We start from the raw sequence: 23508 nt of genomic DNA, 5'->3' as shown, positions 1-23508 counted from the left end.
CATCCTGAGTCTTATCAGGTTCCCTGATATCAGGAGGCGTGGCTATGAGCGCGGACTTCGGCCTGGGCAGCTGGCCCGCGCGGCGCGCCCGGATCGACCCGGGCCGCGTCGCGCTGACGCAGGCCGGGCGCACCCTCACCTACGCGCAGCTCGCCGGCCGCGTCGACCGGCTGGCCGGTGACCTGACCCGGCGCGGCGTGCGACCCGGCGACCGGGTCGCCTACCTCGGCGTCAACGACATCGCCGTGTTCGAGACGCTCTTCGCCACCGCTCGCTGCGGCGCGATCTTCGTGCCGCTCAACTACCGGCTCGCCCCCGCCGAGATCCGCTACATGCTCGGCGACAGCGGCGCGTCGGTCCTCGTGCACAGCCCGGACGCCGACGCCCTCGTCGCGGCGGCCGGACCCCACGAGATCGCGACCATGAAGGCCGGGGAAACCACGACCGACGGACCGCCGCCGAGCCCGGACGTCGGCCTCTACGACCCGTGCCTGCTGCTCTACACCTCCGGCACCACCGGCCGGCCGAAGGCGGCGGTCCTCACCCACGGCAACCTGACCTGGAACACCGTCAACCAGCTCGCCCACCTGGACGTCCTCGGCACCGACAAGGCCCTCTGCATCGCGCCGCTGTTCCACTGCGTCGGCCTGGGCCAGATCACGCTGCCGACGCTGTTCAAGGGCGGCAGCGTCGAGCCGGTCGCCAGGTTCGACGCCGGGACGATCCTCGCGCGCATCGCCGAAGCCGGGATCACGAGCTTCTCCGCCGTCCCCACGATGCTGGAGCTGATGTGCCGCCACGAAACGTGGGCGGCCACCGACCTCGGCTCGCTGACCTGCGTCCTCTACGGCGGCTCGCCGGTGGCCGAACGCGTCGCGCGGGCGTGGCTCGACCGCGGCGTCCGGCTGCTGCAGGGCTACGGCATGACCGAGGCCTCCCCCGGCGTCTTCATGGCCACCCACGACGGCACGCTCGGCCACCCCGTCGCCGCCGGCGTGCCGCACTTCTTCACCGACGTGGCCGCCGACGGCGGCAAGCCGCTGAGCGCCGAGCCCGCCGAGCTGCTCGTGCGCGGCCCGCACGTCTTCACCGGCTACTGGAACCGGCCCGAGGAGACGACCGCGAGCTTCGCCGGCGAGCACTGGTTCCGCACCGGCGACGTCGTCCGCGTCGAGGACGACGGCTGGGCGCACATCGTCGACCGGGTCAAAGACCTGATCATCTCCGGCGGCGAGAACGTCTACCCCGCCGAGATCGAGGCGATCGCCGTCCAGCTCGACGCCGTCGACGCCTGTGCCGTGGTCGGCGTGCCGGACGAGCGCTGGGGCGAGGTCGGCGCCGCCTACGTCGTCGCCCGCGACGGCGCGGAGCCGGACGAAACCGCGTTCCGCGCGCACCTCGAAGCACACCTGGCCCGCTACAAGGTGCCGAAGTACGTCCGGTTCGTCGAAGCGTTGCCGCGCAACGCCACCGGCAAGATCCGCCGCGTCGAGCTGCGCGAGCAAGCCGCACAAACCTACGGAGCCCCATGACCAGCACGCTGCACCTCGAACTGCACGACGACGTCGCCGTGCTGCGGCTGTCGCGGCCGAAGAAGCGCAACGCGCTCGACGACGCCACCGTCCTGGCCCTAGAGACCTTCTTCGGCAACCCGCCGGCCGAGGTCAAAGCCGTCGTGCTCGACGCCGAAGGCGACCACTTCTCCGCCGGGCTCGACCTCTCGGAGCTGACCGAGCGGGACGCGTTCGAGGGCCTGCAGCACTCGATGATGTGGCACCGCGCGTTCGAGCGGATCGAGCGCGGCCGCGTCCCGGTCGTCGCGGTGCTCAAGGGCGCGGTCATCGGCGGCGGCCTCGAACTCGCGTCGGCCACGCACATCCGCGTCGCCGAGTCGACGGCGTTCTACGCGCTGCCGGAGGGCCAGCGCGGCCTGTTCGTCGGCGGCGGCGGTTCGGTGCGGGTGCCGCGGCTGATCGGTGCCCACCGGATGACCGACCTGATGCTCACCGGCCGCGTCCTCGACGCCGACGAGGGCCACGCGGCCGGCCTGTCGCACTACCGCGTCGAGCCGGGTGAGGGCCTGGAGCACGCGCTCGGCCTGGCCCGCAAGATCGCCACGACGTCGCCGATCACGACGTTCGCGGTGCTGCAGGCGCTGCCGCGCATCGCCGAGGCCAACCCGGCGGAGGGCTACCTGCTGGAGGCGCTGATGGCGGCGGTCGCCACCGGCAGCACCGAGGCCCAGGACCGGATGCGGGCGTTCCTGGACAAGCGCGCGGCGAAGGTCGCCCGGTGACGCCGCTGCGGCCGGTCGCCGCCGACGTCCGCGACACCACGGAGATCGGCCGTTACCTCGGCTGGCTGGCCACCCACCGCGGCCTCGACTTCGAGGACTACGCGAGCCTGCACCGCTGGTCGGTGACGGATCTCGACGGCTTCTGGTCGTCGATCCGCGACTACTTCGGCGTCCGCTTCCACACAAAAGAAACGGCGGTCGTGCCCGATCCGCGCATGCCGGGCACCGAGTGGTTCCCGGGCGCGACGCTCAACTACGCCGAGCACGCACTCAGCCACCGGCCCGACGACGAGGTCGCCGTCATCGCGTATGCGCAGACCCGGCCGCGCGTTGAGCTGACCTGGGCGGAGTTGCGCGACCAGGTGGCCAGGGCCCGCGCCGGCCTCAAGCGGCTGGGCGTCGGACGCGGTGACCGCGTCGTGGCCTACCTGCCGAACATCCCCGAGACCGTCGTCGCGTACCTGGCCACGGCGAGTCTCGGCGCGGTCTGGGCGTCCTGCGCGCCGGAGTTCGGGGCCCGCGCGGTGCTCGACCGGTTCGGGCAGGTCGAGCCGAAGGTGCTGCTGACCGTCTCGGGGTACCGGTACGGCACCAAGGACGTCGACCGCCGCGGCGAGGTCGCCGACATCGTGGCCGGGCTGCCGACCCTCGAGCACGTCGTCCGGGTCGCGTACGGCGACGACGCCACCGGCTGGGCGGAATTGCTGGACCAGCCGGGTGAGCCGGGGTTCGAGCCGGTCGGGTTCGCGCACCCGCTGTGCGTGCTGTTCTCCTCCGGCACCACCGGCAAACCGAAGCCGATCGTGCACGGCCACGGCGGCCTCCTGCTGGAACACCTCAAGAACCACGGCCTCAGCTGGGACCTGCGCCCCGGTGACCGGCTGCTGTGGTTCTCCACCACCGCCTGGATGATGTGGAACGCGCTCGTGTCCGGGCTGCTGACCGGCGCGTCGATCGTGCTCGTCGACGGCAACCCGCTGCACCCGGACCTGGCCTGGCAGTGGCGTCTCGCCGCCGAAACCCGCGCGACGACGCTGGGCGCCAGCCCGGGTTTCCTGATGGCGTGCCGGAAAGCGGACCTCGACCCGGCGGCGGACCTGGACCTCTCGGCGTTGCGCCAGATCGGCGCGGCGGGCAGCCCGCTGCCCGCCGAGGGCTACTGGTGGGTAGCCGACCGGTTCCCCGGCGTCCTGCTCAACGTCGGCAGCGGCGGCACCGACGTCTGCAGCGGGATCGTCCAGGGCAGTCCGCTGCAACCGGTGCAGGCCGGCGAGATCTCCGGTCCCTGCCTCGGCGTCGACGCGCAGGCGTTCGACGAGCGCGGCCAGCCGGTGGTCGGCGAGCTGGGGGAACTGGTGATCATCGCGCCGATGCCGTCCATGCCGGTCGGGTTCTGGAGTGACCTCCCGGTCACGGACCCGGATTCCCGTTACCGCGCAACGTACTTCGCCGACTACCCCGGCGTCTGGCGGCACGGCGACTGGGTGCGCTTCTCACCGGACGGCGGCTGCGTCATCGCCGGGCGCTCCGACGCCACCCTCAACCGCGGCGGCGTCCGGCTCGGCACCGCCGAGTTCTACACGGTCGTCGAGGAGCTGCCGGAGATCGACGACTCGCTCGTCGTGCACCTCGAAGACCCGGCGGGCGGCAACGGCGACCTCCGCCTCTACGTCGTCCTGCGCGACGGCGCACCCCTCGATGACCACTTGCGCCGCCACATCAAGAACACGTTGAAGAGCGCGCTGTCGCCGCGGCACGTGCCCGACGAGATCACCGCCGTCCCGGTGATCCCGCGCAACCGCACCGGGAAGAAACTGGAGCTGCCCGTGAAGAAACTCCTGCTCGGCGCCCGCCCCGAAGACGTCGTCGGCCGGGACGTCCTGGCCGATCCCACCGCCCTCGACCACTTCCGGGCGCGCGCGTGAGCACCGTCGCGGTGGTCGGCACCGGCGTGATCGGCGCGAGCTGGGCGGGCCTCTTCCTCGCCCACGGCCACGACGTCGTCGCCACCGATCCGGCACCGGGCGCCGAAGAACGGTTGCGCGGCGCTCTCGGAGACACGCCGACGGATCGGCTGCGGTTCGTCGCCGACGCCGGGGAAGCGGCCGCCGCCGCGGACTTCGTGCAGGAGAACGGTCCCGAGCGCGAAGACGTCAAGCACGCGCTGTTCGGTGCCCTCGACGAGGCCGCGCGGCCGGACGTGATCCTGGCGAGCAGCTCGTCCGGGCTGCTGCCCAGCGTCATCGCCCGCGGCTGCCCGCGTCACCCCGAGCGGGTCGTCATCGGGCACCCGTTCAACCCGCCGCACCTGATCCCGCTCGTCGAGGTCGTCCCCGGCCGCGACACCGCGCCCGAGGTCGTCGACCGGGCGGTGGAGTTCTACACCTCGGTGGGCAAACGCCCGATCCGGCTGACGCGCGAGCTGCCCGGCCACGTCGCGAACCGGCTGCAGGCCGCGCTGTGGCAGGAGGCGTACTCGCTGGTCGAACGCGGGGTCGCGACGGTCGCCGACATCGACACGGCGATCGCGTACGGGCCCGGGCTGCGCTGGGCGGTGCTCGGCCCGTTCGTCAACCAGCACCTCTCCGGTGGTCCCGGCGGCTTGGCCCACGTCCTGCGGCACCTCGGCCCGCCCACCGAGGAGTGGTGGCGCGACCTAGGCCAGGTGCACCTGACGCCGGAACTCGCCGAGACGCTCATCGCCGGCGTCGACGCCGAACTGGCCGACACCGACCAAGCCCGGCTCGTCGCCGCGCGCGACGCCGTCCTCGACCAGCTGCTGGCCGCCAAGGCCGCGCAGCCCGACCTGCCCTGAACCATCCCGATCCAACGACGGAGATACCCGTGGACCTTTCCGCACTGACCGCCCTCGACGTCCACACCCACGTCGAGCAGGACGGCCACGGCTGCTTCGCGCTGGACCAGGAGCTGCTCGACGCGTCCGCGAAGTACTTCCGCGCCGATCAGGACCGGACGCCGACCGTGACGGCGATCGCCGAGCACTACCGCGCCCGCAACATGGCCGCGGTCGTGTTCACGGTCGAGGCACCCGCCGCCACCGGGCACCCCGCGCTGTCGAGCGAGGAGATCGCCGACGCGGCCGCCGCGCACCCGGACGTGCTCATCCCGTTCGGCTCGGTCGACCCGCACTCGGGCAAGGCCGCCGTGCACCGCGCGCGCCGGCTCGTCACCGAGCACGGCGTCCGCGGCTTCAAGTTCCACCCCAGCCTGCAGGGCTTCGAGCCGAACGACCCGCGGTTCTACCCGCTGTACGAGGCGATCGGCGAGCTCGGCGTCCCGGCGCTGTTCCACACCGGCCAGACCGGGATCGGCGCGGGCCTGCCGGGCGGGCGAGGCATCAAGCTGCGCTATTCGAACCCGATGCTGCTCGACGACGTCGCCGCCGACTTCCCGCACCTGACGATCATCCTGGCGCACCCGTCGGTGCCCTGGCAGGACGAGGCGATCTCGGTGGCGACGCACAAGGCGAACGTGTACATCGACCTGTCCGGCTGGTCGCCCAAGTACTTCCCGCCGCAGCTGGTCCGCGCGGCGAACACGCTGCTGAAGCGCAAGGTCCTGTTCGGCTCGGACTTCCCGGTCATCACGCCGGACCGCTGGCTGGCGGACTTCGCCGAGCTGGACATCAAGGACGAGGTGCGGCCGATGATCCTGAAGGACAACGCGATCCGGCTGCTCGGCCTATCCTGAGCCGGTGGCAGCGATAGCACTCCGGCCGGTCGAGGACGCCGACCTCGACGCGTTGTTCGAGCAGCAGCGGGACCCCGAGGCGGTCCGGATGGCCGCGTTCACCCACAAGGACCCCGACGACCGCGAAGCGTTCGACGCCCACATGGCGAAGGTGCGGTTCTCCGACGGGATCACCCACCGCGCGGTGACCCGCGACGGCGTCCTCGTCGGCAGCATCGCCGCGTTCGTCGTGGAGGGCGACACCGAGATCACGTACTGGATCGACCGGGCGGTGTGGGGGCAGGGCATCGCCGGGCAAGCGCTTGCCCTGCTGCTCGACGCGGTCGAGGTCCGGCCCCTGCACGCGCGGGCGGCCAGCGACAACGCCGGGTCGTTGCGGGTCCTGCGGAGAGCGGGCTTCACCGTCGTCGGGACCGACACCGGGTACGCGAACGCCCGGGGCGCGGAGATCGAGGAAACGATTCTGCGGCTCGACTAACGCCGCGGATCGACGTGGACCTTCGGTCCGGGTCCGGCTCGGTGCTCCCCGGCGAGGACGGCGCCGACGTCGTCGAGCCCGACGGTCGCCGCGACCAGCGGGCGCGGGTCGACGGCGCCGCTCGCGTACGCGGCGATCGTGTCGGCCAGGCCCGGTGACGCGGACAGGATGCCGACGGCCGTGACGTCCTTCAGGACCAGCTCGCGGGTGTCGATCCGGCTGGGCTGTCCGGCCAGTCCGATGTAGACGACCCGGCCGGCCGGTTCGACCAGGTCGAGGGCCAGCGCGGGCAGCTCGACGGCGTTGGACGCGTCGACGACCGCGTCGAACGGCCGGTCCGGGAGCGTGCCGCGGGTCCAGGCGTGGGTGAAGCCGAGGGTGCGGGCGAAGGCGAGGGTGGGCTCGTCGCGCCCGAGCAGGTGCACCTCGGCGCCGGCCGCGCGCAGGAACAGGGCCACGAGCAGCCCGATCGTGCCGGGCCCCAGCACCAGCGCGCGATCGCCGGGCCCGACGTCGGCGGCCTGCGCCGCGCGCAAGGCGTTGCCACCCGGCTCGACCAGGGCGCCGAGGACGGCGTCGACGGAATCGGGCAGCGCGTGCAGCGACCACGCGGGGACGGCGATGCGTTCGGCCAGCGCGCCCGGCCGGCCACCACGGATGCCGACCTCTTCGCGGCGCGCGCAGGTGTGCTGGTGGCCTTTGCGGCAGCGGCGGCACGTCCGGTCGCCGAGCATGGTGTCGCCCATGACGCGCCGGCCGAGCCACGCCGGGTCGACGCCGTCGCCGACGGCCGAGACGGTGCCGGCCCACTCGTGCCCCAGCCGCATCGGGTACGCCGAGTGGCCCTGGTGCAGGTAGGCCATCTCGCCGGTGAAGAACTCGACGTCGGTGCCGCAGACGCCGGCGCGTTCGACGTCGACGACCACCTCGCCGGGGACGGCTTCGGGCACCGGGACGTCCTGCACCGAGAACGCCCGCGGGCCGGTGAGCACGAAGGCCCGCATGGTGGTGATCACCCCGGAAGTCTCACCCGGGAGCCGGGTCGCACGCCACCTGGGTCAGACGGGGATCTCCGTCGCGCGCTCCCAGCCGGCGGGCAGCGGGCTGACGTTGAGCTCGTGGTCGAGCCCGGTGTCGGAGAGGGCCCGGCGCACGACGCGGTTGTCGCCCGTGACGACGCGCAAGGTGGTGCTCTCACGCTGCGTCCGGGCCTGGATGTCGGCCAGCGCGTCGAGGCCGGCCGCGTCCAGGAGGTCGACCGCCGAGAGGTCGAGCACCAGGACGGGGAACTTGCGGTGGGCCCAGGTGGCCAGGACGGCCTCGAGCTGGGCGGCGCTCTCTTCGGCGAGGGCGCCCCGGATCCGGACCATCACGGCACCGAAGTAGGGGCGGATCACCTTGATATCGAACGCACCGGCGCCCGCGCGGGTCACGGGGATCGCCGTCGCGGGGTGCTGCACAACCAACATCGGCAGACGCCTTCGTTCACAGATTGAAGTGCCGGGCGGGAGTCCCGCTCGGACGCAGACCGGAATGGGGGTAACGGCTGTTGCCTGAACCGTACCCTCGCAGCGTAGCCTCCCGTCCTCCCGGCGCAACCCCGCCCAACGGGCGAGCCGCGCTCCACCGCCTGCCCCATGGCGGAGGGGTACCCACGCCGATCGCCACGGCCGGGTGAAGTACGGAGTGCCCGACAGCGCACGCTCGAAGAAACGGGTCCACAGTGGACAAAAAGGACCCGCTCCCGCTCGGCGAAGGCTGGGGGTACCTGCGAGCAGAAGCGGGAGACGAAGCGTCGGTACGGGGGTCGCCTCGCGGCGAGTGGCGCTGCACGGCTCCAGCCGGACTGGTACTCCGTGAAGGCATTGGGTGAGGCCCGGGGACACCACCGTACCGACAGTCCGTACAACGCACGGCCTGCGGAAATGTTCCCCGCGTGACGCACGTCGCCACAGCGGCCGACGGGACGTTTCGCGGTCGCCCCGCCGGGTATCACCAGAGCGTCCGAAGGAGGGATCGCCATCGCCACCGCCGTGCTCTTCGACGTCGACGGCACGCTCGTCGACTCCAACTACTTGCACGTCCACGCCTGGCAGCGCGCGTTCCGCGAGCTGGGCCGGGACGTCGACTCCTGGCGCGTCCACCGCGCGATCGGGATGGGGTCCGGCAAGCTGCTCGCCGACCTGCTCGGGCAAGGCGGCGCCGACGAGCTCGGCAGCCGGCTCGAGGACCTCCACAGCCGTTTCTACCTCGAGACGGCCGGGATGCTGCGGCCCTTCGACCAGGCCGCCGCGCTGATCCGCGTCATCGCCGGGCACGGGGTGCGCGTCCTGCTCGCGACGTCGGCCGGGCCGGACGAGCTCGACGTGATGCGCAAGATCCTCGACGTCGACGACGTCGTCACCGCCATCGTCGCGGGCGAGGACGTCGAGGCCACCAAGCCCGACCCGGAGCCGGTGTACGCCGCGCTGGAGCGCGCGGGGACCGAGCCGGGCGACACGATCTTCGTCGGCGACTCCGTCTGGGACGTCCACGCCGCCACCAAGGCGGGCGTGCGCACCGTCGCCGTGCTCTCGGGCGGCGTCAGCGCGGCGGAGCTGACCGAAGCGGGCGCGGTGGCGACCTACGACGACCCCTCGGCCCTGCTCGACGGCCTCGACCACAGCCCGCTGGCGGAGCTGTTCAGCTAGCCGCGCGGGCGTGCGCCACCCACCGGCCGTTGAGCCGGTGGACCTCGACCTCCCGCTCGTAACACGCCGACAACCCGTCGTTCGTCAGGACTTCGTCGATCGGCCCCGCCGCTGTGACCGCGCCGCGGCGCACCAGCAGCGCGTGCGTCGCCGTCGCCGGGATCTCTTCCAGGTGGTGCGTCACGGTCACCGTGGCCAGCTCCGGCTGCGCCCGGGTCAGGTTCTCCAGCGCCAGCAGCAGGTCCTCGCGGCCCGGCATGTCCAGGCCGGCGAACGGCTCGTCCAGCAGGAGCAGCAGCGGGTCGGCCATCAGCGCCCGGGCCAGCCGGACGCGGGCGCGTTCGCCCTGCGAACACACCCGCACCGGCCGGTCGCCGAGGCCGGCGCACCCGACCAGCTCCAGCAGCTTCGCCGCGCGGTCGCGGATCGTGTCGTCGTAGCGCTCCCACAGCGGCAGCACGCTGCCGCTGTACCCGGTCAGCACCACCGTGTGCGCGTGGTGGTTCTCCGCGTCGGGCAGCCGCTGGTTCGCGCCGACGAACCCGATGTGCGTCCGGACGTCCCGCAGGTCGACCGCGCCCATCCGGTGCCCGAGCACCACCGCCGTGCCCGCGCTGGGGAACCGCTGGGTCGAGGCCACGGACAGGATCGTCGACTTGCCGGCGCCGTTGCGGCCCAGCACCACCCAGCGCTGGCCGTAGTCGACCCGCCAGTCGACGCCCGACACCAGCGGCGTCCGGCCGACGCGCACCTCCACGCCGGCGAGCTCGATCGCCGGGCCGTCGAGGTTGGGCTGCACGAAGACGGGCTTGCTCATCCGTCCATGATCACACGCGTCAGGCTCCCGGGTGGGCGTCGGTCATCAGGTCGGCCAGGTCCTCCGGGGCCAGGAACGACGGCGGGGGCGGCGGGCCCCACGCGTAGAGGCTCTTCTCCCCCGCCACCACCCGCGGCTCCCAGATCTGGTCCTCCAGGATGCAGTCGATGTCGGAGTAGTACTCGGAGAAGTTGCCCGCGGGGTCGCGCAGGTACCAGAAGAAGTTGGAGCCGATGTGGTGCCGGCCCAGGCCCCACGTGTGCCGCTCGGGGTGGCCCTGCAGCATCGCGGTGGCGCCGCGGCCGACCTCGTCGACGTCGTCGACCTCCCAGGACGTGTGGTGCAGGAAGCTGACCGGAGCCTGCTGGACGAGCACGTTGTGGTGATCGGTCGAGCAGCGCATGAAGGAGGCGAAGCCGGGGGCCTCGTCGCTGACCTTGAAGCCGAGCCCCTCGGTGAAGAACTTCTGGGTGGCGGCCTGGTCGGTCGAGCCGAACACGACGTGCCCGAGCTTGCGCGGGCGGACGGCCTGCTCCCGGTCGATGGCGGGCGCGCGGACGTTGGCCCGTCGGGCCGCACCGGGCTGGTTGTAGACCACCGGCTCCGGCGGTTCCTGCCGCAGCCGCGGCGCGACCGAGACGACGACGTCGAGGCCGGTCACCGGGTCCTTGGTGTGCAGGGCGTCGCCGACGCGCCGGCTGCCGAGGTCGAGGCGGGCCAGCGACGCGGCGACGCGGTCCAGGTCGTCCGGGTCGTCGGCGCCGACGCCGAGGGTGAGCAGCCGCCGCTGCGCGCTGGGGCGCAGTTCGAGCTGCTCGCCGCCGTCGGCGGTGGCGAACCCCGAGCCGGTCGGGGTCAGGCCGAACTCGGTGTAGTACTTCGCGGTCTCGTCGACGTTCGGCACGCCGACGGTGATCTTGGTCAGGCGGTGCAGGCTCACGCTGTTCCTCCGGGTCAGACGAGCGGGGTGATCTGGTCGTCGCGGCCGAGCAGGGCCTTGCCGTAGACCTCATAGCCGACGGCGGGCAGCACGATCGCGTGCCGCGCGGCGACGGCCGAGTCGCGCCACATCCGCTGCAGCGGGTTGGCCTCGGCGAAGCTGCCCGCGCCGTGGGCGGACAGCAGGACGTCGAACGCCTTGGTGACGTTCTCGACGGCCCAGCCGGTGTCCGCGCGCACGCGGGCCCGCAGCTCGGCGTCGGGGTAGGTGCGGTTCGCGGCGGCGGTGTCGATGTCGTCGGCCGCGCGGAAGACGTGCAGGTGCGCGGAGTCGATCCGCATCGCGGCTTCGGCGAGCTGCAGCTGGAAGGCGGCCGACTCGGCCTGGGTGGTGTAGGCGGTGTAGGAGATCGCCTTGCGGGCGGCCTTCTCCCGCACCATCCGCAGCGCCGCGCGGCCGAGGCCGAGCTGCGGCCCGGCGAGCACGAGCGCGAGGGTGGGCACGAACGCGGCCCGGTAGAGGTCTTCTTCGGGCTCCTCCACGGCGTACCGCCCGGCGATCGCGGGCGGCACGGACATCACGCGGTGATCGGGCACGAAGACGTCCCGCGCGATCAGGCAGTTCGAGCCGGACGAGCGCATCCCGGCGACGAACCACGTCTCCTCGAGACCGAGGTCGGTGCGCGGGATCAGCGCCATCCCCTGGTCGACGACCTCGCCGCGCTCGTCGGTCAGCGGGATGCCGACGCCGGCCCAGTCGGCGTGCCAGGAGCCGGAGTTGTAGTACCAGCGCCCGGTGACGCGGTAGCCACCGTCCACTTTGGTCGTCTCGGCGGTCGGCGCGAGGACGCCGGAGACCTTCGCGTCCGGGTTCGCGCCCCAGACGTCGTCCTGCGCCTGCCGGCTGAAGAGCCCGGCCAGCCACGCGCAGACGTTGCTCAGGGCGACGACCCAGGCGGTGCCGCCGTCGGCCTCGCCGACCGCCGCGGACACCTCGAGCATCGACCGCACGGGCAGGCCGTAGCCGCCGTAGCGGCGAGGCTGGGCGATCTTGAAGGCGCCGGCGTCGGTCAGCGCGGCGATGCTCTCCTCGGTGACCCGCCGGTCGGTCTCGCCCTGCGCGGCGTTCTTCGCGAGCAGCGGCTGGATGTCCCGGATCCGGGCCAGGACGGTTTCGGTGGTGGGCGCGGGCTGTTCGGTCGCGATGGTCATGACGTCGTTGTCCTTTCGCAGACTGGTCCTTCTGCCGCGGCTGGTCGTGCAGGCGGCGGGCCGGGTTCGCGGGCCCGGTCGGCTGGGGCGCCGGCGGCGGTCGGTGGGTTGGGGTGCTGGGGCCCGAGGGCTGGGCCTGGCCGGGTGCCCAGGACCGGTCGGCTGCCTGGGCACAAGCGGCGGGCGGGCCACTCACGGCCGCTAGCGGGCGCAGGCGGCGATCAGGTCCGTGATGGGCGGCCGGGGCCGTTCGGCGAACTTCGAGTGGGTGCCGAACGTGCGGTGCGCGTAGACCAGCGGCGGGCGCTCGGCTCGGCCCAGCGCCGTGACCCCGCCGAACAGCAGCAGGTGGTCGCCCGCCTCGACCGTGCGGTCCAGGTCGCAGCCGACCCAGCCGGCGGCGTCGCGCAGCCTCGGCAGGCCGTCGTCGGCGAACCACGCCGTTTCCGCGCCGAAGCGGTCGGCTCCTCGGGTGGCGAACAGCACGGCCAGGTCGTCCTGGCCGTGGCCGAGCAGGTTGACGCCGAAGCGACCACGAGCCCGGATCGAGGCCAGCAGCGCCGATCGCCGGTCGAAGGCGACGCCGACCAGGGGCGGGTCGAGCGACAGGGACGTGAACGAGCTGACCGTCGCGCCGCACGGGCGGCCGTCCCCGGAAACCGTCGTCACGATCGTCACCGGCGCACACACCGCCGCCATCACCGCGCGGAAGCGGTCCGGATCGGGGGTCGTCACGGCGCGGTGAACCGGTGGTGCATCCGGCCGATGCCCTCGATGGTGCTGACCAGCTCGTCGCCCGGGCCGAGGAACCGCTGCGGGCTGCGCGCCATGCCGACCCCGGCCGGCGTCCCGGTGAAGATCAGGTCACCCGGCCACAGAGGCAGCACGGCCGAGAGGCGGGCCACCAGCTCCGGCACCGAGAAGATCAGCTCGCCGGTCCGGCTCTTCTGCACGGACTCGCCGTTGACCGCGCAGCCGAGCGCGAGGTCGTCCGGGTCGGCGAACTCGTCGGGCGTCACCACCCACGGCCCGATCGGCCCGAAACCGGGACGCGACTTGCCCAGGCTGAACTGCGGCGCGGGCCCGGCCAGCTGCAACGTCCGGTCGGAGAGGTCCTGCCCGACCGTCAGCCCGGCGACGTGCTCCCAGCCGCGCTCGGCCGGGACGTCGCGGGCGAGCACCCCGATGACGGCGACCAGCTCGACCTCCCAGTCCGTCGGGCCGGGGAGCGCGATCGCCCCGGACGGGCCGGTCAGGCTGCTCGCGAACTTCGTGAAGACGGTCGGTGAGTCCGGCAGGCCGAGGCCCGCTTCGGCGGCGTGGTCGCGGTAGTTGAGGCCGACGCCGAAGATCTGGCGCGGCGCCGGGACCGGGGCCCCGAGGTCGCTTTCCGCGAACGGCGCCGCGGTGTCGTGCGGGGCCGCCGCGGCCCAGTCCCGGAACTCGGCCCAGCGGTCGTAGATCGCCTGCGGGTCGGCGGAAAACCGCCGCTCGCTGGCTTGTTCGACGTCGACGGCGCCGGCCTCGGTCACGAGGACGAGCCGTCCGGAGAGAGTCGCGATCCGCATGAGCTGCCTTTCGGTCGGTCGATGCGACTCATACTCTGCCCGTCATAGACGACTGTCAAGCACAGAATCGATTATCTGTCGCAGAGTGTGTTACGCTGTGATCATGGCGAAGAGAGCGGGCGGCGAGAGCCTGGCCGTGATGGTCTACGAGCAGCTGCGGTCGGCGATCCTCAACGGCGACCGGCCGCCCGGGGAGCGGCTCAAGCCCGGTGAGCTGGGCGAACAGTACGGCGTGAGCCTCAGCGTCGTGCGGGAGGCGCTCGGCCTGCTCGGCGCCAAGGACCTCGTGCAGGTCGACCGCAACCGCGGCTTCCACGTCACGCCGTTGTCCCTGCGCGCGCTCAACGACCTCACCGAAGCCCGCGTGGTCAACGAAGGCGCGGCGCTGCGGCTGTCCGTCGAACGCGGCGGCGTCACCTGGGAGTCCGAGGTGCTGGCCGCCCACCACCGGCTGTCGGTGCAGCCGATGCTGCTACCCGGCGACCAGCCGCGGCGCAACGAGGAGTGGGCGCTGGCGCACCTGGCGTTCCACCGCACGCTGATCGAGGCGTGCGGCAACGCCGTGCTGCTGGACATCTGCGCCCGGCTCTCGGACGCCGCCGAGGTCTACCGCGCCTGGTCGGCCACCGGCACGCGGGAGCTGCACCGCGACGTCGCCGGCGAGCACAAAGGACTCCTGGACGCGGCGCTGGCCCACGACACCGAAGCCGCGGAGACCCTCTTCGCCGCGCATGTCCGTCGCACGCAACAGATCCTCATCGACGGCGGCCTCACCCCGGCCGCCGACCGGCCCGCGACGGAGACCGCATGACCACCCGCCTGCTGCTCACCGCCGCCACCGTTGTCGACCCGCGGGACGGCGGTCTGAGCGAAAGCACCGACGTCCTGATCCAGGACGGCCGGATCCTCGACGTCCGGTCCGGCATCGAGGCGGACGCGCAGCGCGTCGACGGCAGCGGGACCTACGTCGTCCCCGGGTACAACGACATGCACGCCCATCCCCTCGGCACGGCCGACCCGGCGACGACCCTCGAGCTGATGCTCGTCCACGGCATCACCGGCTTCCGGCAGATGGGCGGCAGCATCGACCTGCTCCGCCGTCGCGCCGCCGGCAAGCTCGGCTTCCCCGAGGCCTCCCCCGCGCTGCTCGCCACCCCGGGCCCGCTGCTGACGCCGGCGAACGCGTCCACAGTGGACGCGGCCGTCGCGGCCATCCGGGAGCAGCACGCGGAAGGCGCCGACTTCGTCAAGGCCGGGCTCGTCACCCGCGACGTCTTCTTCGACGCCCAAGCCGAAGCGCGCCGCCTCGGCCTGCCCATCGTCGGGCACCTGCCGGCCGGCATCGACGTCGAAAAGGCGTCCCGGCTCGGGATGAAGTCCATCGAGCACCTCGGCCCCGGCGTCGCGCTGTTCGCCTGCTGCTCCGGCGACCACGACCACATCCGCGAGACCGCCGCGGCGGGCGGGCCCCAGCTGAAGCTGCCGCCGTTCAAGATCCCGTTCCTGGACAAGATCATGGACCGTGTGCTGCGCAAGCTGGTGATCAACCCGCTCAACCGCAGCAAGCCGACGGACATCGCGAACCTCTCGCACGCCGTCGGCACGTTCGACCGCGACCGGGCGCACGTCCTCGCCGAGCGGTTCGCCGCCGACGGCACCTGGCAGGTCCCGACGCTGATCCGGATCAAGACCCAGGAACTGTGCGACTCCCCCGAGTTCGCCGACGACCCGGACTTGACGTACATCACGCCGTCGACGCGGAAGGCCTGGCGGGCGGCGGCCGCCAAGTTCGCCGCGTTCCCCGCCGACGCCCGCGCGACGTTCACCGAGGCCTACGAACGGCAGCTCGACCTCACGAAGCTGTTCGACGACGCCGGGGTCAAGATGCTCGCCGGCACCGATTCTTCCGGCGCCGCCTGGGTCGTCCCCGGCGCGGCGCTGCACCGCGAGTTCGCGGAGTTCGCCCGCGCCGGTCTCACGCCGTTGCGGATCCTGCAGCTGACGACGACGCTCCCGGCCGAGTTCCTCGGCACGACCGACACCATGGGCACCGTCGAACCCGGCAAGAACGCCGACCTGGTGCTGCTGGCCGACAACCCGCTGACCGACGTGAAGCACCTCGGGCACATCGCGGGCGTCGTCCGCGCCGGAAAGCACTACCCCGCCGCGGATCTGGCCGCCCGCAAGGAGAAGCTGGCCGGGTCAGTGCCCTGACCGGGCGAGCAGCTTGAGCGTGGTCTCCGAGGCGGAACCCTCCGCCGTCGTTACGACGACGACGGTCTGCTCCGGCGACCGCGCCGGTGTCAGGATCTGCTGGGCCACCGTCAGCGCGCCCACCAGCGGGTGGCGCAGGAGGTAGGAGTCGGCTTCGCACGGCTTGACCCGGTGATCGCCCCACAGCGCGACGAACTCGGGGCTCTTCATGGTCAGCTCCCCCACCAGCGACGCCAGCAGCGCGTCTTCGGGGTGCCGACCGGCGACGGCCCGCAGGTTGCCGACGACGGCGCGCGCCTTGCGCGGCCAGTCCGCGTACAGCTCGCGGGTGTGCGGGTCGAGGAACAGCATCCGGGCCGTGTTGGGCCGATCCGCCGGCCGGTCGGGCGCGGTGGGATCGACGTGGCCCGCCATCAGCGCGTGGCCCAGCGGGTTCCACGCCAGGACGTCACTGCGCCGCCCGAGGACCAGCGCAGGCACGTCACCCAGTGAGCGCAGCAGGTCGCGGGCCAGCGGGTCGAGCCGTTCCGGCGGCGGGCGGCGCTGCGCGCGGGGCCGGTGCGCGGCCAGCTCCCGCAGGTGTTCGCGCTCGTGCTCGTCGAGCCGCAGCGCCCCGGCCAGCGCGTCGAGGATCGCGTCGGACGCGTTGACGGACTGGCCCTGCTCCAGGCGTGTGTAGTACGAGACGCTGACGCCGGCCAGCTGCGCCAGCTCCTCGCGCCGCAGCCCGGCGACACGTCGGCGTTCACCAAGGGCGGGCAGGCCGACGTCTTCGGGGCGCAGCAGGGACCGCCGCGCCCGCAGGAACTCGCCGAGAACCGCCATGTTCCCAGTGAACACGGGATCCGCGCGGCGAGCCTGACCCTGCCGGGGGTACGCAACGGCGGGGCTGGTTGCCCGCGTGAACCCGCCGCAGGCTGGGGGAAACACCAGCGACCCCGGAGCGGACATGCAGGAGATTGTGCTGGGCGACGTCACGGTCACCCGGATCACGGAGTACTACGGCTCGGTCGGGATGACACCCGAGACCTTCTTCCCCGAAAGCCCGGACGGCGCCTGGGACGCGGACTGGCTCGCACCCGACTTCCTCGACCGGGAGAACCACGTCTGCGTCTCGGCCATCCAGACCTGGCTGCTGCGCAGCGAAGGCAAGACCATCCTCGTCGACACCGGCGTCGGCAACCACAAGGAACGGCCGTACACGCCGGTGTGGAGCCACCTGAACACCGGCTTCCTCGGCAACCTCGCGGCGGCCGGCGTCCGGCCGGAGGACGTCGACCTGGTCGTCAACACGCACCTGCACGTCGACCACGTCGGCTGGAACACCTACCTCGACGACCGCAGCTGGGTCCCGACGTTCCCCAACGCGACCTACCTGGTGCCCAAACCGGACTTCGAGTTCTGGAACCCGGCCAACGGCCACGAGCCGAACCTGGGGCGGGGCAACCAGAACGTCTTCGAGGACAGCGTCGCGCCGGTGCACGAGGCCGGGCAGACGCTGCTGTGGGAGGACAGCCACCGCATCGACGCGAACCTGACGCTCGACCTGGCGCCGGGGCACACGCCGGGGTCGTCGGTGCTCACGCTCGACTCGGGCGGCGACCGCGCGCTGTTCGTCGGCGACCTGCTGCACACGGCCCTGCAGCTGGTCGAGCCCGACACGAACAGCTGCTTCTGCGAGGACCCCGCGCAGGCCCGCGCCACCCGGCGGCGGCTGCTCGGCCGGGCCGCGGACACGAACGCGCTCGTCCTGCCCGCCCACCTCGGCGGCCACGGCGGCGCCGAGGTCGTCCGCGACGGCGACCGGTTCGCCATCAAGGACTGGGCCCCGTTCGCCAAGCTCTGAGGAGGATTCCGTTGATCGTCACCACCACCGCGGGCGCCGTCCGCGGCCACGCCGGGGTCTTCCTCGACGTCCCGTACGCCGCACCGCCGGTCGGCGCGGGCCGGTTCGCGCCACCCCGGCCGCACGAGCCGTGGCCGGGCGTGCGGGACGCGACGCGGCCCGGGCCAACCGCCCCGCAACCGCGCCGGGACGGCTTCGGGGCGCTGGACATGTCGCCGTACTTCGGGACCGGCTGGGTCCGCGGCGACGACTACCTCACGCTCAGCGTCTGGGCGCCCCCGTCGGCCCGGGACTGTCCGGTCATCGTGTTCGTGCACGGCGGCGGGTTCGTCACCGGCTCGACGCGCTCGCCGCTCTACGACGGGACGGCGTTCGCGCGTGACGGCGTGGTGCTGGTGACGGTCAACTACCGCCTCGGCATTCCGGGATTCCTCGACCTGCCCGGCGCGCCCCGCAACCGCGGGCTCCTGGACGTCGTCGCCGCGCTGCGGTGGGTGCGCGAGAACATCGCGGCGTTCGGCGGCGACCCCGGCACCGTCACCCTGGCCGGCCAGTCCGCCGGCGCCACCATCACGGCCGGTGTCCTGGCCACGCCCGAGGCCGACGGCCTGTTCCGGCGGGCCGTCGTGCAGAGCGGCAACGGCCTGGGCGCGTTCACCCCCGAGCAGGCGGCCCGGGTCACGCGGGCGGCGGCCGGCGCGCTGGGCGTCGAGCCGACGGCGGCGGCGTTCGGCGAGGTCCCCGACGAGCGGTTCGTCGCGGCTCAGCTGGGCGGCCTGGACCTGCGGACCGCGACGGACTTCGACCCGCTGCTCGGGCTGAGCGCGTTCAGCCTGGTGCTGGATCGCCAGCCCGCCGAGGCGCTGGCCACCGGCGTCGACCTGCTCGTCGGCACGAACGCCGACGAGGGTGCGCTCTACCTTGCCCCGCAAGGAAACCTGGTCGGGTCGACCGAACAGGATCTGTTCGAGACCGCGGCGCGGGTGTCGGCCGACCCGGCCGCACTGGTCGCGAGCTACCGTGCGAAACGTCCACATGCGACACCGGGCGAGCTGCGGTCGGCGATCATGGGGGACGCGTTGTTCGGCACCGGCAGCCGTCGCCTCGCCGAAGCGCACGGCGCCGCGCACACCTACGAGTTCGCGTGGCGATCGTCCGCTGTGGACGGTCAGCTCGGCGCGGCCCACACGATGGAGCTGCCGTTCGTCTTCGATCGCCTGGACCTCCCGGCCCTGCGCGGCCCGCGCGGCCTGCTGGGCACCGGGGAGCCGCCCGCCGAGCTGGCGACGCGGATGCACACGGCGTGGGTGGACTTCGCCCGCACCGGCGACCCCGGCTGGGCACGGTCGGAAACCCGCCGTTTCACCGCGCGGGCCAGCTCCACCGCATCCCCAGGATCCCCGGCGCCACAGCGGTCCTGAAGACGTGCGCGGGCACCACCGGCGACACGACGACCTCGGCCGTCTCGCGCTCGGGGCCCTCCGGTGACTCCAGCCGATACGCCCGACAGGACAACGGCAGGGCCTTCGCGTCGAAGTGGACCTCCTGGAGGTGCTCGGCCACCGGGTGCCGGAAGCGGCGGTCGTAGCTGGTGTCCGGGACGCCGTCGGTGTACTCGAACTCGTACTCCAGGATCGCCGTCTCGCCCTCGGCCAGCGAGCGGCTCAGCACCAGTTCGCTGACGAGGAAACCGTGCTCCGGCAGCACTTCCGTGCGGCCGGGCCCGCAGTACCGGGTGGCGACCAGCCGCGGCGGCGTCCCCGCGACGCACCCGCGCAGCGTCACCACCCGGGCCTGCACGGGTTCCGCCACCGCCTTGACGACCTCGCGCACCCGCAGCCGGGACAGCGAGCGGTCGGCGCGGACGTGCAGGGACTCGTGCAGGCTCAGCACCACCAGCGCCGGGTCGTCGGCGGCTTCGAACGAGTTCAGCACCGGGACGACGCCGTTGCGCGGCCCCCACAGCCGCTCCCACTGCACCAGGCCGACCGGCGACCGGCCGCCGTCCGGGCGGGCGAGCAGGCCGGTCAGCGCGCCGGCGGGCAGGCCGAGGACGTCTTCGAGCACGGTGACCGCGCGCAGGGACTCGGGGCGTTCGGGCCGGGTGCGGCCGGTGCGCCAGTAGCTGAGGGTCGTCGTGCTGACCGGCGCGCCCGCCGCGGCCAGCCGGTCCTTGAGGCGGGCGAGGCCGAGCCCGCTGTGGTCGACGGCCAGCGACAACGCCCGGCAGAACGGGCCGTCGGCGAGCGCGCGGGCCAGCTGCTCCCGGCGTCCCGGCGAGTGCACCGCGAACAACGTCATGCGGGTCCTTCTCGGGTAGGTCCGTTCGGTCTAACACCCCGAGTGGCCCGTGTCACCCAACGAACGATCCGTCCTGTTCCGTTGATCGGCCCGGATCTTCGGACGGTTACCCGAACCACCTCGGCCGCTTACTTTCGGTGAGTCCCCACCGCAAGCCCCGAGGAGTCCCCCGATGCGTCAATCCCACGGCCGGTTCGTCCGCGCCGCCGCCCTGCTCGCCGGTTCCTGCGCCGCCCTCGCCACGCTCGCCGCCGCCCCCGCGTCGGCGAGCACCGCGCCGCTCTCCCCCGACGCGGCGCCGTCGATCATCGGCGGCAGCACGGCGCAGAACCCCGGCTACATCACCCGCTTCAACGGCCACGCCAACGGCTACACGTTCTTCTGCACCAGCACGCTGATCGGCGCGCGCTGGGTGCTGACCGCCAAGCACTGCATGTACGACAACAACGGCCAGCGGCTGTCCGACATCGACCTGTACGTCGGCTCGAACAGCGCGTCGGGCGGCGTGCACGCCAAGGCGTCGTCGACCTACGTCTGGTCCGGCGGCGACCTCGCGCTGATCAAGCTGAACACCAACGGTGGCAGTACGTTCGCCCAGCTCGCCACCAGCTCCTCGGACGCCGAGGAAGGCGACACCGCGCGCGTCTACGGCTGGGGCTCGACCCAGGCGACCGACGAGGGCAGCCACCAGTCGAGCGTCCTCAAGCGCGCCGACGTCCGGATCTCCGACACCTCGGCGTCCGACAACTACGGCGGCCCGGCGATCTCGGCGTCCACCCCGAACGGCGCGGTCGCGGGCGGCGACTCGGGCGGCCCGATGATCGACGGCGGCGTCCAGGTGGGCGTCTGCTCGACCAGCGACCGTTCCAGCATCACGACGTACGGCAGCGTCGCCGCGGGCCGCAGCTGGATCCGCCAGACCACCGGCGTCTGACCGGCCGGTCGGTGAATATCCCCCCAGGCGTTTGGGCGATCAGGGTACGTTTTCCGCCTTGATGTAACACCTTTCGGACTTCTCGCGGCATACGGGACGCGATCGCGCTCTTCCCGGTCCCCGGCGTTAGGAGTTCGTGTGATGGGTTTTCGACGCCCGCTGTTCCCGCGTAGAGCCAGACGTGCGGTGGCGGCGGGGGTGATCGTGCCCCTCACCGTCGCCCTCGCCGCCGCTGTGCCCGCCACGGCGGCGGTCCCCACCGGGTTCACGGACACCGTGGCGATCGGCGGGCTCAGCTCGCCGACCGCCGCGGCGTTCGCCCCCGACGGCCGGGTGTTCGTCGCCGAGAAGAGCGGCCTGGTCAAGGTCTTCGACTCCCTGGCCGACACCACGCCGACGGTGTTCGCGGACCTGCGGACGCAGACCCAGGACTTCTGGGACCGCGGCCTGCTCGGGCTCGCCGTCGACCCGGCGTTCCCCGCGCGGCCGTACGTCTACGTCTCCTACACGCTCGACGCCGTCCCCGGCGGCACGGCGCCGCGCTGGGGTGACACGTGCCCGACGCCGCCGGGCGCGACCGACCAGGGCTGCGTCGTCACCGGCCGCGTCTCGCAGCTGACGATGGGCCCGGCCGGCACCGCCGTCAGCGAGAAACCGCTGGTCACCGGCTGGTGCCAGCAGTTCCCCAGCCACTCGATCGGTTCGCTGGCCTTCGGCCCGGACGGCGCCCTGTACGCGGGCGGCGGGGACGGCGCGAGCTTCAACTTCGCCGACTACGGCCAGGTCGGCAACCCGTGCGCCGATCCGCCGTCCCCGGCCGGGACGAACCTCGCGCCGCCGTCGGCCGAGGGCGGCGCGCTGCGGTCGCAGTCACCCCGCCGCGCCGCCGGGCAACCGGTGCTACTCAACGGAACCCTGCTGCGCCTCGACCCCGACACCGGCGAGGGTGCGCCGGGCAACCCGTTCGCGAGCAGCACGGACGCCAACGCCCGCCGCGTGATCGCCTACGGCGCGCGCAACCAGTTCCGCTTCGGGTTCCGCCCGGGCACCGGTGAGCTGTGGGCCGGCGACGTCGGCTGGAACACCTGGGAGGAGATCAACCGCGTCCCGAACGCCGGGGACGCCGTCGCGGAGAACTTCGGCTGGCCCTGCTTCGAAGGCACGGCAAGGCAGGCCGGGTACGACGGCGCGAACCTCGACCGGTGCGAGTCGCTGTACTCCGCCGGCGGGCAGACCGCGCCGTACTACGCCTACAACCACAACGCGAAGGTCGTCGCGAGCGACCCGTGCCCGACCGGCGGCTCGTCGATCAGCGGGATCGCGTTCGAGTCCGGCAGCAACTACCCGGCCGAGTACGCGGGCGCGCTGTTCTTCGCGGATTCGTCGCGGGGCTGCATCTGGGCGATGCAAACGGTTGCGGGCCAGCCGAGCCCGACCAGGCTGGTGCCGTTCGTGACCGGCGTCAACGCACCGGTCCAGGTCCTGAGCGGGCCGGGCGGCGACATCTTCTACGTCGCGCTCGGGAGCGGTGAACTCCACCGCGTCAGCCACCCGGCCGGCACCAACCGCCCGCCGGTCGCGGTCGCCACGGCCACGCCGGCCACCGGTCCGGCCCCCCTCGCGGTGCAGTTCGACGGCACGGGTTCCAGTGACCCCGACGCCGGTGACGCTCTCACCTACGCCTGGGACCTCGACGCGGACGGCGCGTACGACGACTCGACGGGCCCCCGCCCGACGTGGACGTACACGACGGCGGCAGCGGTGGACGCGGGCTTGCGGGTGACGGACTCGCACGGCGCGTCGGCGACGACGACGGTCCGCGTGACGGTCGGCACTCCCGCGGGCCTGGACCCGGTGCCGGTGATCGACACGCCGGACGCGTCGCTGACCTGGTCGGTGGGTCAGCCGATCCCGTTCTCCGGCCGGGCGGTGGACGCCCAGGACGGCACGCTCCCGGCGTCGGCGCTGTCGTGGCGGCTGGCGGTCCGCCACTGCGCGGCCAACGGCACGTGCCACACGCACAACGTCCAGGACTTCACGGGTGTCGCGTCGGGTTCGTTCGTGGCGCCGGACCACGAGTACCCGTCGTACCTGCAGCTGACGCTGACGGCGACGGACTCGACGGGCCGCACGGGGACGCGGACGGTCGAGCTGCAGCCGAAGACGGTGACGCTGAACTTCACGTCGAGCCCGAACCAGGTGCTGCTCACGGTGGGCGGCACCCAGCAGCGGACGCCGTTCTCCCGCACGGTGATCGCGGGGTCGACGAACTCGATCAGCGCGGACAGCCCGCAGAACGTCCCACCGCTGAACCTAAAGTACGCCTTCACAAGCTGGGCGCACGGCGGGCCTCGCGCCCAGAACGTGGTGGCGCCGGCGACGTCGGCGACGTATCAGGCGAACTACCGCCTCTGCTGGCTGCTCCAGCCCTGCTGACCCAGCCGAGGTCGTGAGGGGCACCTTCAGGGACGTGGAGTCCCTGAAGGTGCCCTTCACGGCTTT

At 72.9% G+C, this 23508-nt stretch carries 22 protein-coding genes; 13 read left to right on the top strand and 9 right to left on the bottom strand.

Features of this window, described 5'->3' with window-relative positions; translation table 11 throughout:
• The first annotated feature begins 44 nt into the window (after positions 1–44).
• Genes MUY22_RS28725 through MUY22_RS28700 form a run of 6 tightly spaced genes read left to right on the top strand, consistent with a single transcriptional unit; the run spans position 45 to position 6485 of the window.
• A complete protein-coding gene (locus tag MUY22_RS28725; protein ID WP_247049650.1) occupies positions 45–1532 on the top strand; it encodes a long-chain fatty acid--CoA ligase in 1488 nt (495 codons plus the stop codon).
• Positions 1529–2296: a crotonase/enoyl-CoA hydratase family protein gene (locus tag MUY22_RS28720; protein ID WP_247049648.1), complete on the top strand. Its 768-nt coding sequence runs from the start codon at positions 1529–1531 to the stop codon at positions 2294–2296. The genes MUY22_RS28725 and MUY22_RS28720 overlap by 4 nt, the downstream gene beginning before the upstream one ends.
• A complete protein-coding gene (locus MUY22_RS28715; RefSeq protein WP_247049646.1) occupies positions 2293–4221 on the top strand; it encodes an acetoacetate--CoA ligase in 1929 nt (642 codons plus the stop codon). The genes MUY22_RS28720 and MUY22_RS28715 overlap by 4 nt, the downstream gene beginning before the upstream one ends.
• Positions 4218–5111 (top strand): 3-hydroxyacyl-CoA dehydrogenase NAD-binding domain-containing protein, encoded by an 894-nt coding sequence (locus MUY22_RS28710; protein WP_247049644.1) that lies wholly within the window; start codon positions 4218–4220, stop codon positions 5109–5111. Before MUY22_RS28715 ends, MUY22_RS28710 begins: the two co-directional genes overlap by 4 nt.
• A gap of 29 nt (positions 5112–5140) precedes the next feature.
• Positions 5141–6007 carry a 4-hydroxyphenyl-beta-ketoacyl-CoA hydrolase gene (gene couO / locus MUY22_RS28705; protein WP_247049642.1) on the top strand — a complete coding sequence of 289 codons (867 nt, stop codon included), beginning with the start codon at positions 5141–5143 and terminating at the stop codon, positions 6005–6007.
• A 4-nt stretch (positions 6008–6011) separates the two neighbouring features.
• Positions 6012–6485 carry a GNAT family N-acetyltransferase gene (locus MUY22_RS28700; RefSeq protein ID WP_247049640.1) on the top strand — a complete coding sequence of 158 codons (474 nt, stop codon included), beginning with the start codon at positions 6012–6014 and terminating at the stop codon, positions 6483–6485.
• On the opposite strand, the gene MUY22_RS28695 is transcribed toward MUY22_RS28700, so the two are convergent.
• On the bottom strand, positions 6482–7489 hold the full coding sequence (locus tag MUY22_RS28695; protein WP_371827696.1) for a zinc-binding dehydrogenase: 1008 nt from the start codon (positions 7487–7489) through the stop codon (positions 6482–6484). The genes MUY22_RS28700 and MUY22_RS28695 overlap by 4 nt on opposite strands.
• 54 nt (positions 7490–7543) lie before the next feature.
• Positions 7544–7954 (bottom strand): STAS domain-containing protein, encoded by a 411-nt coding sequence (locus MUY22_RS28690; RefSeq protein WP_247049636.1) that lies wholly within the window; start codon positions 7952–7954, stop codon positions 7544–7546.
• A gap of 564 nt (positions 7955–8518) precedes the next feature.
• Between MUY22_RS28690 and MUY22_RS28685 the strand changes: the two genes are divergently transcribed.
• On the top strand, positions 8519–9175 hold the full coding sequence (locus MUY22_RS28685) for an HAD family hydrolase (protein ID WP_247049634.1): 657 nt from the start codon (positions 8519–8521) through the stop codon (positions 9173–9175).
• Here the strand turns inward: MUY22_RS28685 and MUY22_RS28680 are convergent.
• From MUY22_RS28680 to MUY22_RS28655, 5 genes are all read right to left on the bottom strand, one after another.
• Positions 9168–9992: an ABC transporter ATP-binding protein gene (locus MUY22_RS28680; RefSeq protein WP_247049632.1), complete on the bottom strand. Its 825-nt coding sequence runs from the start codon at positions 9990–9992 to the stop codon at positions 9168–9170. The genes MUY22_RS28685 and MUY22_RS28680 overlap by 8 nt on opposite strands.
• 19 nt (positions 9993–10011) lie before the next feature.
• Complete coding sequence (locus MUY22_RS28675; RefSeq protein ID WP_247049630.1) at positions 10012–10932, bottom strand: VOC family protein; 921 nt, start codon at positions 10930–10932, stop codon at positions 10012–10014.
• 14 nt (positions 10933–10946) lie between these two features.
• A complete protein-coding gene (locus MUY22_RS28670; protein WP_247049628.1) occupies positions 10947–12143 on the bottom strand; it encodes an acyl-CoA dehydrogenase family protein in 1197 nt (398 codons plus the stop codon).
• Between the two features lie 201 nt (positions 12144–12344).
• The gene (locus MUY22_RS28660; RefSeq protein ID WP_247049626.1) at positions 12345–12878 is read right to left on the bottom strand and encodes a flavin reductase family protein; all 534 of its coding nucleotides are present in this window, start codon (positions 12876–12878) and stop codon (positions 12345–12347) included.
• Positions 12875–13711 (bottom strand): fumarylacetoacetate hydrolase family protein, encoded by an 837-nt coding sequence (locus tag MUY22_RS28655; RefSeq protein WP_247049624.1) that lies wholly within the window; start codon positions 13709–13711, stop codon positions 12875–12877. Before MUY22_RS28655 ends, MUY22_RS28660 begins: the two co-directional genes overlap by 4 nt.
• A gap of 103 nt (positions 13712–13814) precedes the next feature.
• Here MUY22_RS28655 and MUY22_RS28650 point away from each other — a divergent pair, with 103 nt between their 5' ends.
• Positions 13815–14522: a GntR family transcriptional regulator gene (locus MUY22_RS28650; protein ID WP_247049623.1), complete on the top strand. Its 708-nt coding sequence runs from the start codon at positions 13815–13817 to the stop codon at positions 14520–14522.
• Entirely contained in the window at positions 14519–15925 is a 1407-nt protein-coding gene (locus tag MUY22_RS28645; RefSeq protein WP_247049621.1) for an amidohydrolase family protein, read from the top strand. Before MUY22_RS28650 ends, MUY22_RS28645 begins: the two co-directional genes overlap by 4 nt.
• On the opposite strand, the gene MUY22_RS28640 is transcribed toward MUY22_RS28645, so the two are convergent.
• The gene (locus tag MUY22_RS28640; RefSeq protein WP_247049619.1) at positions 15914–16750 is read right to left on the bottom strand and encodes a helix-turn-helix transcriptional regulator; all 837 of its coding nucleotides are present in this window, start codon (positions 16748–16750) and stop codon (positions 15914–15916) included. The two genes, MUY22_RS28645 and MUY22_RS28640, sit on opposite strands and share 12 nt — an antisense overlap.
• Before the next feature lie 124 nt (positions 16751–16874).
• On the opposite strand from MUY22_RS28640, the gene MUY22_RS28635 reads away from it, so the two are divergent.
• Positions 16875–17771 carry an MBL fold metallo-hydrolase gene (locus MUY22_RS28635; RefSeq protein WP_247049617.1) on the top strand — a complete coding sequence of 299 codons (897 nt, stop codon included), beginning with the start codon at positions 16875–16877 and terminating at the stop codon, positions 17769–17771.
• A gap of 5 nt (positions 17772–17776) precedes the next feature.
• Positions 17777–19192, top strand: coding sequence for a carboxylesterase/lipase family protein (locus tag MUY22_RS28630; protein ID WP_371827695.1), 1416 nt, complete (start codon positions 17777–17779; stop codon positions 19190–19192).
• Here the strand turns inward: MUY22_RS28630 and MUY22_RS28625 are convergent.
• Complete coding sequence (locus MUY22_RS28625) at positions 19134–20072, bottom strand: hypothetical protein (RefSeq protein ID WP_247049615.1); 939 nt, start codon at positions 20070–20072, stop codon at positions 19134–19136. The two genes, MUY22_RS28630 and MUY22_RS28625, sit on opposite strands and share 59 nt — an antisense overlap.
• A 172-nt stretch (positions 20073–20244) precedes the next feature.
• Here MUY22_RS28625 and MUY22_RS28620 point away from each other — a divergent pair, with 172 nt between their 5' ends.
• Together MUY22_RS28620 and MUY22_RS28615 are read left to right on the top strand one after the other, a co-directional pair.
• Positions 20245–21006, top strand: a complete 762-nt coding sequence (locus MUY22_RS28620) for a trypsin-like serine protease (RefSeq protein ID WP_247049613.1) — start codon at positions 20245–20247, stop codon at positions 21004–21006.
• 198 nt (positions 21007–21204) lie between these two features.
• Entirely contained in the window at positions 21205–23442 is a 2238-nt protein-coding gene (locus tag MUY22_RS28615) for a PQQ-dependent sugar dehydrogenase (protein ID WP_247049611.1), read from the top strand.
• Positions 23443–23508: the final 66 nt, after the last annotated feature.

Source organism: Amycolatopsis sp. WQ 127309 (genome assembly GCF_023023025.1).
In the GTDB taxonomy this organism is placed as follows: domain Bacteria; phylum Actinomycetota; class Actinomycetes; order Mycobacteriales; family Pseudonocardiaceae; genus Amycolatopsis.
This window is presented reverse-complemented; position numbering and strand designations above follow the sequence as displayed.